Origin of the sequence: Aeromonas sp. MR19 (assembly GCF_963899305.1) — a bacterium.
GTDB classification, from domain to species: domain Bacteria; phylum Pseudomonadota; class Gammaproteobacteria; order Enterobacterales; family Aeromonadaceae; genus Aeromonas; species Aeromonas bestiarum.
The window spans coordinates 75278-89910 of sequence record NZ_CAWQWZ010000005.1; the positions used below are offsets into that span (position 1 = coordinate 75278).

Genomic DNA, 14633 nt, shown 5'->3' on the forward strand with positions numbered 1-14633 from the left:
GCCCCGCTTGAGCAAGCGGGAGTGCAAATACGACTACTGTACAGTCTCATTGCGGGCCAGAGGCTGCACCGACTCGGCGATGCGTTTCGCCGTTTCGGCCGGCACTTCGCCCACCACTGTAATCTCGACGCCCACGTCGTTGACGTAGCTCACCAGCGAGGTCGCCCCCTGGCGGATCAACTGCTGGCGCACCGCCTGCTTGGGATCGACCCTGGCCACATAGACGGAGAGATCCACCAGACCATCGGAGAGCATCATGTAATCCACCGGCAGGCTGGTGGTCACCAGCTGGTGCCTGTCCTGAGACAATACCTTGAAACCATCCGGCAACCAGGTGAGATGCCAGTTCAGCGTCTGCTGCGGCGCCGGGTAGGCATCCTCCAGCGCCAGTGCCTGGGGCAGCTTGCTGCCGGCCAATTTCACCAGCCAGGGCGCGGGGGCGCTCTGCCTGTCCAGATCCACGCCCAGCACCTGCTCGACCAGGTTGCCTTCCCGATCCACCATGTCCACCCGCAGCAACAGCTGGCTCTGCTCATCGACCCAGAGCACGAAGCCATACTTGTCCGCCTCTTTGGGCACCAGCCTGACCACCTGCGCCACCAGACCGGCTACCCGGCTGCGACCGGCCAGCACGGGATCATAGCTTTCCAGCACACGAGGCAGCGGCATCTTCACCAGAGTGGCCCAGACACCGGGGAAACGGGCGCCCTTGAGGGTGTAGGGTTCGTGGGTATTTTCGAAGAAGGTGAACTCGTCCTGGCGCTGCAGGTACTCTATGGTCTTGCCGTCCAGGTAGCTCAGGTGGGCCACCTCCTTGCCATCGATCACCCCATGACTGAAACGCATGGGTTCGAGGCGCCCCTGACGGGCCTTGACCATGGATAATTCGAAATTCTGTTGCGAGACGGCACTCTGCATCTGCTGCAACAAGGCCTCGGCCGACTTATCGTCGGCCGAGGCCTTGGCACAAATCAGCAGGAGAGAGGCCAGCAAAATACGGCTGGACTGGCGCACGATCTGATCCCTAAAAATGCGTTATTCCTGAATCTGCTTGTCTTGCAGCAGACGCTGTTGCAACTGATGGTCACGCAGGAAGGCATTGATGCGCTCACGCTGCTCCTGCATCTGTTGCTCACTCAACCCTTGCTGGCGGGCGGTCGCCCGGTTGCCATCCTGTGGGTAGTGCACGCTCACCGGCGAGGCACTGCCACCGACAGGAATGGTGTTGAGCACAGGGTTGGTCGGTATACCGTCATGGCCCTGATACTGCTGCACCCCGAAGATGACGGCGGCGGCGACCGACGCGGCGATGGCGTATTGCCCCACCTGTTGACCGACCCGACGAAACAGCGGAACCACCTTGGCGCCGGTATGAACCTGCGGTGCAGCTGGCTTGCTCTCCACCGGCTTGGGCGCCAGTATGGTGGGCTCGTCTTCCAGCGCAGCCATTATGCTGTCACTGAGATCCAGCTGCAGATTGACCGGCAGGTCCCCCCGCATGGCATCACCGATCAGGTGGTAACGAGACCAGGTATCTTGCAACGCCGGATCCATTCCCAGCTCGCTCAGAACCTCAACATCGCTCAAGTCACCATCCATCAGGGCCGAGAGTTGCTCTTTAGTTGCCATAAGTTAACCTGTCTTTCCCCAGTTAATTCTCGATCAGAGGTTTCAGCTTTTTATCGATTGCTTCCCTCGCCCGGAAAATACGGGATCTCACCGTACCCACAGGGCAATCCATGATTTCGGCAATCTCTTCATAGCTCAGCCCTTCCAGTTCACGAAGGGTGATGGCTGTCCTCAAGTCTTCAGGCAAAGCTTCTATGGCGGAAAACACGGTGCGCTTGATCTCGTCGGTCAGCGCCAGGTTTTCCGGTGTTGCGACCTCTTGCAAGGCTTCGCCACCACCATAGTATTCTGCCTCGTCCGCCTCTACATCACTGCTGGGCGGCCTGCGCCCCTGAGAGGTCAGATAATTTTTGGCCGTATTCACGGCGATTCGGTACAACCAGGTGTAAAACGCGCTCTCGCCACGGAATGTCGGCAACGCCCGGTAGGCTTTGATAAATGCCTCCTGCGCCACATCCGGCACATCGCCCGGATTGTTGACATACCTGGCAACCAGGTTGACCACTTTATGCTGGTATTTTTTTACCAACAGGTTGAATGCATTTTTATCGCCACGCTGGACCCGTTCAACCAGCTGTTCGTCCAGTAGATTCTGGTCGCTCATCAGAGCCGTAAAACCCCCATCAGGTTATCGTTTTTCTTTTCCGGCCCTTCCTAAGCGCACAAGTTCAGACAGGAGGAATCAGGGAAAGTTCGGTTGCATTGAAAAAAATGTGACGCAGGCTGCATCACCGCCCTCGCTTGGGCTACCATGGTGCCAGTTCTTAATCCAGGCCAATGATACTTATGAAAGCAAGTGTTGAATACCTTTGCGATGTACTGATCATTGGCAGCGGTGCCGCTGGTCTGTCCCTCGCGTTGCGGTTGGCAGACCAGGCCAAAGTCCTGGTTCTGAGCAAGGGGCCCATCAGTGAGGGGGCCACTCTCTATGCGCAAGGAGGCATCGCTGCCGTTTTCGACGAAACCGACAGCATCGAATCCCACGTGAGCGACACGCTCAACGCCGGGGCCGGGTTGTGTGACCCGGCCGTGGTGGAGTTCACCGCCCGCAACGCCCGCGAATCCATCCAGTGGCTGATCCAGCAGGGGGTTCCCTTCGATCAGGAGGAGGACGCCGAGGGCGAGTCCCACTATCACCTGACCCGCGAAGGGGGCCACAGCCACCGCCGTATCTTCCACGCGGCCGATGCCACCGGCAAGGCGGTGCAGCTCACCCTGATCGATCAGGTGCGCTCCCACCCCAACATACAGCTGATGGAGCGCTTCAACGCGGTCGACCTCATCACCACCCGCAAGCTGAATCTGCCGGGCAACAAGGTGCTGGGCGCCTACGTCTGGAACCGCAACGCCGAGCAGGTCGAGGTGATCCGCGCCCGCTTCGTGGCGCTGGCCACCGGCGGCGCCTCCAAGGTGTATCAGTACACCTCCAACCCGGACGTGAGTTCAGGCGACGGCATCGCCATGGCATGGCGCGCCGGCTGCCGGGTGGCGAACCTGGAGTTCAACCAGTTCCACCCCACCAGCCTGTTCCACCCCGATGACCCCAACTTCCTGCTGACCGAAGCCCTGCGCGGGGAAGGGGCCTATCTGCGCCGTCCCGACGGCAGCCGCTTCATGCTGGAGTTCGACGAGCGGGCCGAGCTGGCCCCGCGGGACATAGTCGCCCGCGCCATCGACCACGAGATGAAACGCCTCGGTGCCGACTGCATGTATCTGGACATCAGCCACAAGCCGGCCGACTTCATCATCAAACACTTCCCGACCATCCACGAGCGCTGCCTTGCAGTCGGCATCGACATCACCAAGGAGCCGATGCCCATAGTCCCGGCGGCCCACTACACCTGTGGCGGCGTGATGATCGACAACAACGGCCAGACCGACATACCCGGTCTCTACGCCATAGGTGAAGTAACCTATACGGGGCTGCACGGCGCCAACCGCATGGCCTCCAACTCCCTGCTCGAGTGCGTGGTCTATGCCCATCAGGCGGGAGCCGACATCATGGCCAAGCTGCCCATGAGCGTGGAACCGCCCCATCTGCCCGCCTGGGATGAGAGCAAGGTGGACGACTCGGACGAACAGGTCGTTATCCAGCACAACTGGCACGAGCTGCGGCTAATGATGTGGGACTATGTGGGGATAGTGCGTACCAACAAACGCCTGGCCCGCGCCAAGCGCCGCATCGATCTGCTCAAGCAGGAGGTGCAGGAGTACTACGCCCACTTCCGCGTCTCCAACAACCTGCTGGAGCTGCGCAACCTGCTGCAGGTGGCCGAGCTCATCGTCAACTGCGCACTGCAGCGCAAGGAGTCCCGCGGTCTGCACTACAACCTGGATTATCCGGACATGCAGCCGGACTCCAAGCCGACGGTGCTGACCCCGGAGCGGGAGTGATCTGCACCAGTGATGAGCCAAGGGAGATTCGCAACCTGCACCCCATATCCCGGACTACTCGGACATGCAGCCGGACTCCAAGCCGACGGTACTGACCCCGGAGCGGGAGTGATCCTGCACCCCATATCCCGGACTACCCGGACATGCAGCCGGACTCCAAGCCGACGGTGCTGACCCCGGAGCGGGAGTAATGGCCCGCTAGCCGTCACCCAGATGACCTCGCACCGGCGGGGTCATTTGTTATGAGGGAGAAGGGGAGAAACAGGCGACACGATTAACGGGCGGGCGGAGCGAGCCGGATGGCACGGGCCAGTGCCCTGTAGTGTTCCGGCGCGAGCGCATCGGAGAAGAGCCAGAGACGAGCATAGAGCCCATCCCCTGTCACCAGTTGCAACCAGAGTGCCCCTGGCAGGATGCGGCTGCGCGCGCCTAGCTGGTAGCGATGGCCCTGCCATTCCAGCCATTGCCCATCCCACGCCAGCGAACCGGCACTGTGACGGGTGCTGCGCCAGGCCAGCCAGCCCCCTATCAGCCAGCAGGGCAACCACAGAGCCCACTGCCAGCCATGGATCAGACTGGCAACCGGCCACCACAACAGCAGAAACAGGATCAGCAGCAGGACGCGCTGCTGCCGGGAGGGAATGACGGGCATAACCACCCGCATCCGGGATCAGCTCAGGCTGTCGTGGCGCGCCTGATTGCGCTCCAGGATCAGCGGGATCATGGCGGCAAAAGCGGGGTCAGCCGGAACGCCGTGGCCCATGCACCACTTGAACAGGTCAGGGTCATCGCTCTCCAGCAAACGGATGAAGGTCTGCTGCTGCTCATCGCTCAGGCTGTCGAACTCGTGTTCAAAGAACGGCATAAAGATCACATCCAGCTCGAGCATGCCACGACGGCAGGCCCACTTCAGGCGGGATTTTTCAATTGGGCTCAACATGGAACTCTCCTTACAAAGACCCGGGGATGGTAACAGCTGGATTTTCCGGCTGACAAACATTCCTTACGTCTTTACCATGCAGGTCACATACTTTCTGTCTCTGGAATACCATCGTGAGCCTGCAAACGCCTGTTTTTCCTGCCGAGCCAACCCTTTTCTCCCTGACCGACCTGGCCATCACCAGCCTGACCGGTGCGGATCGCGTCAAGTATCTGCAAGGCCAGGTCACCTGTGACGTCACTGCCCTGCAGCCGGGTCAAAGCACGCTGGGCGGCCACTGCGATGCCAAGGGCAAGCTGTGGAGCGACTTCCGTCTGCTCTGCCTGAACGATCGCCTGCTGTTGCTGACCAAGCCCTCAGTGCTGACGCGTCAGTTGCCCGAGCTCAAGAAGTTTGCGGTATTTGCCAAGGTCGAGATAGGCGAGAACCATGGTCAGGCAGTCGGCGTGGCCGGTCAGGGGTCGGATGGCTGGATCGCCACCCGCTTCGGCCTGACCGAGAGCGGGCTCATCGAGGGGGGCATGGCGGTACGGGTCGAAGCGGATCGCTGGCTGCTGGTGAGCGAGCAACCGCTGGAGCTGGACCTGCCTGCCGGCAGCGAATCACTCTGGTGGGGGCTGGATATCAAGGCCGGCATCCCTCATCTGGAAGCCGTGCATCAGGGGGAGTACATACCCCAGATGTTGAACCTGCAGGCACTGGATGGCATCAGCTTCACCAAGGGCTGCTACATGGGGCAGGAGACAGTCGCCCGCGCCAAGTATCGCGGTGCCAACAATCGCGCCCTGTTCGTGCTGGCCGGCACCGCCAGCGAGCCCGTCGCCTGTGGCGATGCCCTGGAGATCCAGCTCGGTAACAACTGGCGGCGCAGCGGCATGGTGCTCAACGCCTGGCAACAGGCTGGTCAGGTGTGGATCACGGCCGTGCTGCCCAAGGATACAGAGGCCGATGCCCGTTTTCGTTTCAAGCAGGAGGAGGCCTCCAGCCTCGCTCTGCAAGCCCTGCCCTACCCTCTGAACGACTGACCCGAACGGCAACAAGAGGCACTAGCGAGGCACCCGCGCCAGCAGTGCCTCCTTGAGCCAGCGCCCCGCCTGCCCGAGCGGGCGGGCGCGATGCCACTGCAATTCCAGCTCCAGCTCCAGCGCGGCCTTGGCGATGAAATCCGGCTTGAGCACCACCACCTCCCCCCGCGCCAGCGGCCGATGCAGCAGAAAATCGGGGATCGCCGCCCACCCCAGTCCCAATTTGACCAGCTCCAGAATGCCGAGATCCCCCTCGATCCACCACACCTGGGGCGAGAGGCGGAAGCGGTGGCGCTCCGTGCCCTCCCGCCGCCCCGTCACCATCAGCTGGCGGGCCCCTTGCAGATCGCTCTCTCGCAGCGGCGTCCTGTGGGCCAGCGGATGATCGGGGGAGACTACCAGCGGCATGCCGACGGAGCCCAGCGAACGAGAGGCTATCTCCCGCTCCGGCAGCTCCTTCTGGTAGCTGATGCCAAGCTGGGCCCGACCGCTCTTGAGCAGTTCGGTCACATCCTCCATCAGGGGAAACAGCAGCTCCAGTTCGACCCCCGGGTAACGAGTGGCAAACTCCTCCAGCAAAGAGCCGAGCCAGGGCAGGTGGGAGTCGTCGTCGATGGCCAGGGTGAGCCGCGACTCTATGCCTGCGGCCAGCTCCCCGGCGATCGCCTGCAATCGCTCGCTTTGGGCCAGCAAGATGCAGGCTTCCTGGTGGATGCGGGTGCCCGCCTCCGTCAGCACGGGATAGCGGGCCGAGCGATCAAACAGCTCCAGCCCGAGATCTATCTCCAGGTTGGCGATGGCGGTGCTGACCACCGACTGCGCCTTGCCCAGCTTGCGGGCCGCCGCCGAGAAGGAGCCGGTCTCTGCCGCCGCCAGCAGCGCCTTGAGTTGTTCCAGTGAAGGGTTCATTCGATTGCTCCTGTCATGACCTGGCAGCACGCCAATCTATCTATTTTAGCGATAGATACCAACGTGAACCTATCAGAGATTCGCGGTAAATTAGCCGCCATAAACACTCAGACACAGATAGATAGAGAGAGACAGACCATGCGTAATACCCGTGACCGCCTGCGCCACGCCATTGGCTTCGAACTGATTGGCCTGCTGATCGCCGCCCCCCTGGCAAGCTGGATCACTGGCGTAGGACTCAACCATATGGGGCCGCTGGCGTTGTTCTTCTCGGTGCTCGCCACCGTCTGGAACTACGTCTACAACATCGGCGTGGACAAACTGCTGCTCAAGTATCAGGGCCACACCCACAAGACGATGTGGCAGCGGGTATGGCATGCCATGGGCTTTGAAGGCGGCCTGCTGTTTGTCGCCCTGCCGGTCATGGCCTGGTGGCTCGAGATCAGCATGCTGGAGGCACTGGTGCTGGATCTGGGCTTCGTGCTGTTCTACCTGGTCTACGCCTTCATCTACAACTGGAGCTATGACAAGGTGTTCCCGATACCGGCTCAGGTGCAGCAGAACGCTCTGGGTTAAACGACAGGAAAACAGAGCAGGAACAAGGAGGCACCATCATGCGACTGGCATGATGGTGCTGGAGGAGGGCAAGCCAGTCGGGCCTGCCGCAGCCTTCAGGCTTGCGCCTTCAGCTCTTCGGTCGGGGCATCCGCCTCGGCCGACTCCTGGGTCAGCATGGCCTCAAGGTCGCTCTGGTACTGGTTCAGCAGGCGCTGGGCCGCCACCATGTCACCCTTGTGCAGACGCTCGAACAGATGGTGTTGCACCACGCCGTTGAGATACTCCACCGTGACGGGTTGCTCCAGGGCAGCCAGCAGCTCCTCTTTTTCCAGTTCGGCATTGATTTCATCGGCACTGGTACGCAGCAGACCGGCCAGTTGTACCAACATACGGCGCTCACCTTCGCGCAACAGGCTCAACATGCGGTTTCTCTGCTGCTCATTCTGTTGGGTCATACATTTCCTTACGTCGAATGGGAACAAGCCCGCTCATTCTGCCCTGTCCCTTTGACAGCGTCTATCTCATGCCCCCCACTTATTTTCATGTCGCGCCGATAAAGGCCGCCAGATGCTATTTGCCCCGTCGCTAGGTATAGTAGCCACTGGTTTACGGGCGCCTGGCCGCCCCGCACGGACGAGAAATTTCACCATGACAGATGCCATTCTGGTGCTCTGCACCTGCCCGGATGAGGCCAGTGCCGACCTCATCAGCGAACAACTGCTGAACCAGCGGCTGGCGGCCTGCATCAATCAAGTGCCCGGTCTCACCTCCGTCTATCGCTGGCAGGGGAAGATCGAGCGGGCGCGGGAGATCCAGCTCATCATCAAGTCGCGGGCCTCCCTGTTCGAACTCTTGCGCCAATGCATCCTCAGCCATCACCCCTATGAGGTGCCGGAGATCCTGGCACTCCCGACAAGCCAGGGCCATCAGCCCTATCTCGACTGGTTAACAGAGGAAACCTCATGACGCTGTCTCGCCTGCTCTCCCCCCTGCTTGTGCTCTCCGCTCTGCTGCTGTCCACCCTGAGTGCGACGCCGGTTCAGGCCGGCAGTGACAGTCTGCTGAGCGCTCTCGGCATCGAGGCCAACGCCCAGCCCAAGTTTCTGAAAGTCGACGACGCCTTCGTGCTCGAGAGTGAACAGCAGGGCAAGCAGTTGCTGCTGACCCTGCGCATCGCCGATGACTACTACCTCTACCGCCACAGCTTCCGTTTCAAGGGCGAGAACCTCGCCTTCAGCGAACCCGTCTTGCCCGCAGGTGACGAGCATCAGGATGACTTCTTCGGCAAGACCCGGGTCTACTACCGGGAGGTGCAGATCCCCGTCACCCTGACCGAGGCGGGCCAGCAGGCCAGCCTCACCGTCAGCTATCAGGGCTGTACCGACGGCCTCTGCTACCCGCCCACCGACAAACAGATTGCGGTGCAGCCCATGGTGACCAGCACCAGCGATGTCGTGCAGGCCAGCATGGAGGAAGCCGCCGGTGCCCCGGCCAGTAGCCAGCAGGATCAGCTGGCCGCCGCCCTCGGCAGCCAGGGATTCTGGCTCAGCATAGCCGCCTTCTTCGCGCTGGGGCTGGGGCTTGCCTTCACCCCCTGCGTCTTCCCCATGTACCCCATACTGACCGGCATCATAGCCGGGGCGGGTCATAGCCTCTCCACCCGCCGCGCCTTCCTGCTCTCCTTCGTCTACGTGCAGGGGATGGCAGTGACCTATACCCTGCTCGGGCTGGTGGTGGCGTCGGCGGGCCTGAAATTCCAGGCGGCGTTGCAGCACCCCTATGTGCTGATCGGGCTCTCCATCATGTTCGTGCTGCTGGCGCTCTCCATGTTCGGGCTCTACACCCTGCAACTGCCGAGCAGCCTGCAAACCCGGCTGTCCGGCCTCTCCAACCGCCAGCAGGGCGGCTCTGTGCTCGGAGTCGGCATCATGGGGATGATCTCCGGCCTGGTCTGCTCCCCCTGCACCACGGCTCCGCTCTCCGGCGCGCTGATCTACGTGGCCCAGAGCGGCGACCTCTGGCTCGGCGGCGCGGCCCTCTATGCCCTGTCGCTGGGTATGGGGCTGCCGCTGCTGCTGCTCGGCACCTCGGGCGGCAAGCTGCTGCCCAGGGCCGGCGCCTGGATGGATGTGATCAAGCAACTCTTTGGTTTTGCGCTGCTGGCGGTGCCCATACTGCTGCTGTCACGGCTGTGGAGCGATCAGATGGCCACCCTGGCCTGGCTGGGTTGGGGATTGGTGCTGTGCGGCTACCTCTACCATCACAACCAGCATCAGAGCCACTCGGTGGCTCGCAGCCTGCGCGGCTTCGTGCTGCTGCTGGCGATGATCAGCGCCGTTGTGGTGGGCAAGGATCTGCTGCTGCCAAGCCAAGATGCCACCGCGAACACTCAGCGCGAGTCGCCGCAGTTTATCCGCATCAAGACGCTGGATGATCTCAAGACCCAGCTGGCCGCCGCCCGCGGCAAGCCGGTGCTGCTGGATCTCTATGCCGACTGGTGCGTGGCCTGCAAGGAGTTCGAGCACAAGACCTTCAGCGATCCCGCCGTGCGCGAGCGCTTCGGCCAGATGGTGCTACTGCAGGCGGACGTCACCGCCAACGACGATGCCGATGTGGAGCTGCTCAACGGCCTCAACGTGCTGGGGCTGCCGACCCTGATCTTCTTCGACCGCGCCGGCAACGAGGTGAGCGGCCAGCGGGTGACAGGCTTCATGGGGCCCGCCGAGTTTTTGGGTCAGCTCGACAAGTTGCGCTGAAGACGGCAGGCCCGGTCTGACGCCTGGGCCCGTTAACCGCTGATTTTTCTGGCAATCCCTTGTATATGACAGGCGCCGTGGCAAAATTTGCCCTTTCCCGTCTCGTTCGTCCGGAGTTTTGATGAAAAAGTGGTTCATCCCCCTGCTGGCCCTCTGGCTATATGGCTGTTATGCAGGCCCCGGTGAAGAGGCGATCCAGACCCAGGTGACCGCCAAGCTGCAGGCAGAGACTGATACCCATCTGTTCGAGATCAGCGACTTCACCCTTATCGACAAGGAGGAGCGCATGGAGGGGGTCTATCTGATCAAGGTGAGCTACCAGCTCCATTTCAAGCAGGGGCTGGATCAGTTGCGGGTGCAGCACGACGAGGACCTGGTCTATGACAGGGTCGGCCCCTTCCAGCAGGAGATGGGGCTGATGGAGCTTGAGCGCAAATACGGCGAGTTCGAAGCGGGCCAGGTGCTGCCGCAACAGGCCGACGTCTGGATGATGAAAACCGAGCAGGGCTGGCGCCTGGCCGAGCCCCCTCAGTAAACGATCAATTTGCTGGTGTTATGTGAATTGATTCAGCTCTTACAATATGAGCTTGTTTAATCACACCATTGGCTTCTCTTGCGTTTACATGTAGCCGAATTGGCAATTGTTGCCATTCGGCTTTTTGGATTAATTTTATGTAATCTGGATTTATTCTTTCATCTACAATCATTGCAATGAATGATTCATTAGTACTTGTGTTTTTAAGTTTAACCTTAAACTCTCCCGTCTTAGAAGAGTCAACACCTAGAATTCTATAACTACCATCCAAATATACCTCATTAGATTTTTTTCTTTCGGTCTTGGTTAACTCAGTAGCAATGTCACCTGATATATCCATCCCCTGCATTGTTATTAACGTTGCATCACCAGAACGTTTCAATATTTCATTAGAAGCGGATGCATAGTACTGATTGATGGTTTTCAATCTAGGTTGATCACTAATAATTTCATGCAAAATCTTGAGGCGTTCTGTTTCCCCATCTTGACTGAGCTTCAGTTGCTCTATTAAATTACGCTGTTCTTCATTTTTTATCTCGGCAAGACGGACTTCTTTTTGCCCTTCTAAATAAGAATTAAACGCAGAGTTTGAACCATATATAGCTGCAATGCCGAGCACCATAATAACTAAGTGCTTGCTTTCCATTTTCCCCACCATGGACTTACAAATATTCTCCAGGATTTCCTGGAAATTAATTTCAAATAAAGAGCTTCCTGGCTTAACTTTAACTCTTATTTCTAGCAAATCCTTCTCTGCTTGCTTCAACCCTCTTATCTGAATAGTGTTATATCTTGCCAGCGCGTACGCTCTAAATATAGATGATTGCATTTCAATAAATGCTTTCATCAAATCAGGCGTAATTGTAGAGTCAAATTTCTCGCCATGTAAATGAATTGACATAACTGGCCAACCATCGAAGCGAATTGCCAATCCATCTAAATCAAGATCATCATTTTTGATGATACTTAAGGAAGCATACAAATCTGCTTCTGATTTTATGACCAATTCTTTCATAAGCACACTCTGATAAATTAAAAAACAGATCGAATAATGCTATATGTATATAAGAACATGGACAAGAAATTAAATTTGTCTTCTGTCACAAATTTCAAAATAAATATAATGGCCATTTATAAAATATCCTTCATCCGGTGCCACAGCATGCCGAGCGCCAACAAGGGCGAGCGCAGCGCCGGGCCACCGGGGAAGGTCATGTGGGGCACGCTGCTGAACAGATCGAAACCCCGGCTCTCCCCCTTGATCGCCTCGGCCACCAGCTTGGCCGCCATGTGCGTGGCGTTGAGGCCGTGACCGGAATAGGCCTGGGCATAGAAGACGTTGGGATGATCCTGCAAGCGGCCAATCTGTGGCAGGCGGTTGGCCCCTATCCCTATCATGCCGCCCCACTGGAACTCGATGGCCACATCCGCCAGCCCGGGAAACACCCGCTGCAGCTTGGGCTGCATAAAGGCCTTGATATCCCTCGGATCTCTTCCTGAATAGTTGCAGGCGCCGCCAAACAGCAGGCGCCCATCGGCGGAGAGACGGTAGTAGTCGAGCGCCACGTTCTGATCGCACACCGCCATGTTTTGCGGCAGCAGCCGCTGGCGCAGCCGCTTCTCCAACACTTCGGTGGCGAGAATATAGGAGCCGGCCGGCAGCACCCTCCCCCCTAGTTCAGGATTGAGATCGTTGAGATAGGCGTTGCAGCCGATCACCAGATAATCGCTGCAGACCCGGCCGTGGGCCGTGGTGATCTGCACCCGATCGCCATAATCGATATGCGCCACCCTGGACTGTTCGAACAGGGCCACACCCAGGCTGGCGGCGGCACGCGCCTCGCCAAGCGCCAGGTTGAGGGGATGCAGGTGGCCCGACCCCATGTCGATCATGCCGCCGATATAGCGATCAGACCCCACCACAGAGTGGATCTCCTCCCGTGGCACCAGCTTGATCTCGTGCTGATAGCCCAGGCTGGCCAGATGCGCCACCTCCTCTTCAAACCCGGCCAGATGACGCTGGCGGGTCGCGAGATCGCAATAGCCCCAGGTCAGGTCGCAGTCGATGTTGAAGTGCTCGATGCGCTCTCGCACCAGCTGTACCGCCTCCAGCCCCATCAGATCCAGCTCGCGTACTCCCTGCTCGCCGATCCAGCGGGCAAACTGGCCGGTGTCGTGGCCTATGCCGCGAATGAGCTGGCCGCCGTTGCGGCCGGACGCCCCCCAGCCGATGCGGTTCGCCTCCAGCAGGGCCACCTTGTAGCCCGCCTGTGCCAGGTTGATGGCGGTGTTGAGGCCGGTGAAACCGCCACCTATGATGCAGACGTCGGCATTGAACTCACCGCTGAGCTCGGGCCACTGCTGATTGTCATTGCGGGTGGCCGCGTAATAGGAGGCCACGTGTTCCTGATGTCCGTTGTGCTTTCCTGCCTGCATACTCAGCGTCCTGCCTTGGTAGCCATGCGTTTACTAAAATAAACAACCTGTCATCGATAATACCCAGCCCCCCGCCACCAATCCAGCCTCCGTGGATCACAGAAATGGAAAAGGCGTCCCAAAGGACACCTTTTGCTGTTTTTGTGGCTTGAGGCAGGCTATCGACAGACCCATTTCCCCGGATACAGCAGGAGGTCTTTGCTGCGATCAGGGTCTGGCACTGGCCCCCACAAACACGAAAGGCGCCCCGAGGGCGCCTTTGCAGCAATCAAGATACGGTAACGAATTACAGTACGTTGATGGCGTTCAGGTCGGAGAAGGCTTTCTCCAGACGGGCGATCATGGAAGTCTGACCGGCACGCAGCCATACGCGCGGATCGTAGAACTTCTTGTTCGGCTTGTCAGCGCCTTCCGGGTTGCCCAGCTGACCTTGCAGGTAAGCTTCGTTGGTCTTGTAGAAGTGCAACAGACCTTCCCAGGTAGCCCACTGGGTGTCGGTGTCGATGTTCATCTTCACGACGCCGTAGGAGATGGATTCGCGGATCTCTTCCAGAGTGGAACCTGAACCACCGTGGAACACGAAGTCCAGGGACTTGGCAGGCAGACCGAACTTCTCGGAAACGAACTTCTGGGAAGCGTCCAGGATGGACGGGGTCAGCTTGACGTTACCCGGCTTGTAAACACCGTGCACGTTGCCGAAGGAGGCAGCGATGGTGAAACGCGGGCTGATCTTGGACAGACGCTCGTAGGCATAAGCCACGTCTTCCGGTTGGGTGTACAGGGCGGATTGGTCCATGTGGCTGTTGTCCACACCGTCTTCTTCGCCACCGGTGCAACCCAGTTCCAGCTCCAGAGTCATGTTCATCTTGGCCATGCGGGTCAGGTACTCGCAGCAGATGTCGATGTTCTCTTCCAGAGACTCTTCGGACAGATCCAGCATGTGGGAGGAGAACAGCGGCTTGCCGGTTTCGGCAAAGTGCTTCTCGCCCGCTTCCAGCAGACCGTCGATCCACGGCAGCAGCTTCTTGGCAGCGTGGTCGGTGTGCAGGATAACCGGGATGCCATAGGCTTCGGCAACGGCGTGAACGTGCTTGGCGCCGGAGATGGCACCCAGGATGGCGGCTTTCTGGCCTTCCAGCTTCAGACCCTTGCCGGCGGTGAATACGGCACCACCGTTGGAGAACTGAACGATAACCGGCGCTTTGACCTTGGCGGCAGCTTCCAGCACGGCGTTAACGGAGTCGGTACCAACGCAGTTGACGGCCGGCAGAGCGAAGCCGTTTTCTTTGGCGATGGCGAATACTTTCTGAACGTCATCACCAGTGATCACGCCGGGTTTTACGAAGTCGAAAATTTTCTTAGACATGTTTAATCGTCCTGTTCTCGTATGCCGTTAATAAAAAATGGGGGGTTCATCATGAACCGGCACAGCGGCCACATGATAAACGAAA

Annotated in this window: 16 protein-coding genes; 6 read left to right on the forward strand and 10 right to left on the reverse strand. The window is 59.2% G+C overall.

Going from position 1 to position 14633, the window contains the following annotated elements:
- Nucleotides 1-33: 33 nt before the first annotated feature.
- From AACQ95_RS03140 to rpoE, 3 genes are read right to left on the reverse strand one after another with little or no spacing between them, the layout of a single operon-like run.
- Nucleotides 34-1014: a MucB/RseB C-terminal domain-containing protein gene (locus AACQ95_RS03140; RefSeq protein ID WP_241280545.1), complete on the reverse strand. Its 981-nt coding sequence runs from the start codon at nt 1012-1014 to the stop codon at nt 34-36.
- Nucleotides 1015-1035: 21 nt separating this feature from the next.
- The gene (locus AACQ95_RS03145; protein ID WP_043142185.1) at nt 1036-1629 is read right to left on the reverse strand and encodes an RseA family anti-sigma factor; all 594 of its coding nucleotides are present in this window, start codon (nt 1627-1629) and stop codon (nt 1036-1038) included.
- A gap of 22 nt (nt 1630-1651) precedes the next feature.
- A complete protein-coding gene (gene rpoE / locus AACQ95_RS03150) occupies nt 1652-2233 on the reverse strand; it encodes an RNA polymerase sigma factor RpoE (RefSeq protein WP_042033782.1) in 582 nt (193 codons plus the stop codon).
- Nucleotides 2234-2415: 182 nt separating this feature from the next.
- Here rpoE and nadB point away from each other — a divergent pair, with 182 nt between their 5' ends.
- The gene (nadB, locus tag AACQ95_RS03155) at nt 2416-4023 is read left to right on the forward strand and encodes an L-aspartate oxidase (protein WP_043142188.1); all 1608 of its coding nucleotides are present in this window, start codon (nt 2416-2418) and stop codon (nt 4021-4023) included.
- A 274-nt stretch (nt 4024-4297) separates the two neighbouring features.
- Here the strand turns inward: nadB and AACQ95_RS03160 are convergent, their stop codons facing one another.
- Together AACQ95_RS03160 and sdhE are read right to left on the reverse strand one after the other, a co-directional pair.
- Entirely contained in the window at nt 4298-4675 is a 378-nt protein-coding gene (locus AACQ95_RS03160; RefSeq protein ID WP_172955194.1) for a protein YgfX, read from the reverse strand.
- 18 nt (nt 4676-4693) lie between these two features.
- Complete coding sequence (gene sdhE, locus AACQ95_RS03165) at nt 4694-4963, reverse strand: FAD assembly factor SdhE (protein ID WP_042033786.1); 270 nt, start codon at nt 4961-4963, stop codon at nt 4694-4696.
- A 113-nt stretch (nt 4964-5076) separates the two neighbouring features.
- Between sdhE and ygfZ the strand changes: the two genes are divergently transcribed.
- Nucleotides 5077-5988: a tRNA-modifying protein YgfZ gene (gene ygfZ / locus AACQ95_RS03170; RefSeq protein ID WP_241280546.1), complete on the forward strand. Its 912-nt coding sequence runs from the start codon at nt 5077-5079 to the stop codon at nt 5986-5988.
- Between the two features lie 21 nt (nt 5989-6009).
- Here the strand turns inward: ygfZ and AACQ95_RS03175 are convergent, their stop codons facing one another.
- Complete coding sequence (locus AACQ95_RS03175) at nt 6010-6897, reverse strand: LysR family transcriptional regulator (RefSeq protein WP_098980707.1); 888 nt, start codon at nt 6895-6897, stop codon at nt 6010-6012.
- A 138-nt stretch (nt 6898-7035) separates the two neighbouring features.
- On the opposite strand from AACQ95_RS03175, the gene AACQ95_RS03180 reads away from it, so the two are divergent.
- On the forward strand, nt 7036-7473 hold the full coding sequence (locus tag AACQ95_RS03180) for a PACE efflux transporter (protein WP_241280547.1): 438 nt from the start codon (nt 7036-7038) through the stop codon (nt 7471-7473).
- Between the two features lie 95 nt (nt 7474-7568).
- Here AACQ95_RS03180 and AACQ95_RS03185 read toward each other — a convergent pair whose 3' ends face one another.
- Nucleotides 7569-7910, reverse strand: a complete 342-nt coding sequence (locus tag AACQ95_RS03185; protein ID WP_042872738.1) for a hypothetical protein — start codon at nt 7908-7910, stop codon at nt 7569-7571.
- A gap of 193 nt (nt 7911-8103) precedes the next feature.
- Between AACQ95_RS03185 and cutA the strand changes: the two genes are divergently transcribed.
- The 3 genes from cutA to AACQ95_RS03200 all read left to right on the forward strand — a co-directional run bounded on the left by cutA (nt 8104) and on the right by AACQ95_RS03200 (nt 10746).
- Complete coding sequence (cutA, locus tag AACQ95_RS03190; protein ID WP_241280548.1) at nt 8104-8421, forward strand: divalent-cation tolerance protein CutA; 318 nt, start codon at nt 8104-8106, stop codon at nt 8419-8421.
- Complete coding sequence (locus AACQ95_RS03195; protein WP_241280549.1) at nt 8418-10211, forward strand: protein-disulfide reductase DsbD; 1794 nt, start codon at nt 8418-8420, stop codon at nt 10209-10211. The genes cutA and AACQ95_RS03195 overlap by 4 nt, the downstream gene beginning before the upstream one ends.
- Nucleotides 10212-10332: 121 nt before the next feature.
- Nucleotides 10333-10746, forward strand: a complete 414-nt coding sequence (locus tag AACQ95_RS03200) for a hypothetical protein (protein WP_043142210.1) — start codon at nt 10333-10335, stop codon at nt 10744-10746.
- A 4-nt stretch (nt 10747-10750) separates the two neighbouring features.
- Here AACQ95_RS03200 and AACQ95_RS03205 read toward each other — a convergent pair whose 3' ends face one another.
- From AACQ95_RS03205 to fbaA, 3 genes are all read right to left on the reverse strand, one after another.
- On the reverse strand, nt 10751-11761 hold the full coding sequence (locus tag AACQ95_RS03205; RefSeq protein WP_241280550.1) for a hypothetical protein: 1011 nt from the start codon (nt 11759-11761) through the stop codon (nt 10751-10753).
- A gap of 116 nt (nt 11762-11877) precedes the next feature.
- Entirely contained in the window at nt 11878-13182 is a 1305-nt protein-coding gene (locus AACQ95_RS03210; RefSeq protein ID WP_241280551.1) for an NAD(P)/FAD-dependent oxidoreductase, read from the reverse strand.
- A 286-nt stretch (nt 13183-13468) separates the two neighbouring features.
- Complete coding sequence (gene fbaA, locus AACQ95_RS03215) at nt 13469-14548, reverse strand: class II fructose-bisphosphate aldolase (RefSeq protein ID WP_042872748.1); 1080 nt, start codon at nt 14546-14548, stop codon at nt 13469-13471.
- Nucleotides 14549-14633 lie beyond the last annotated feature (85 nt).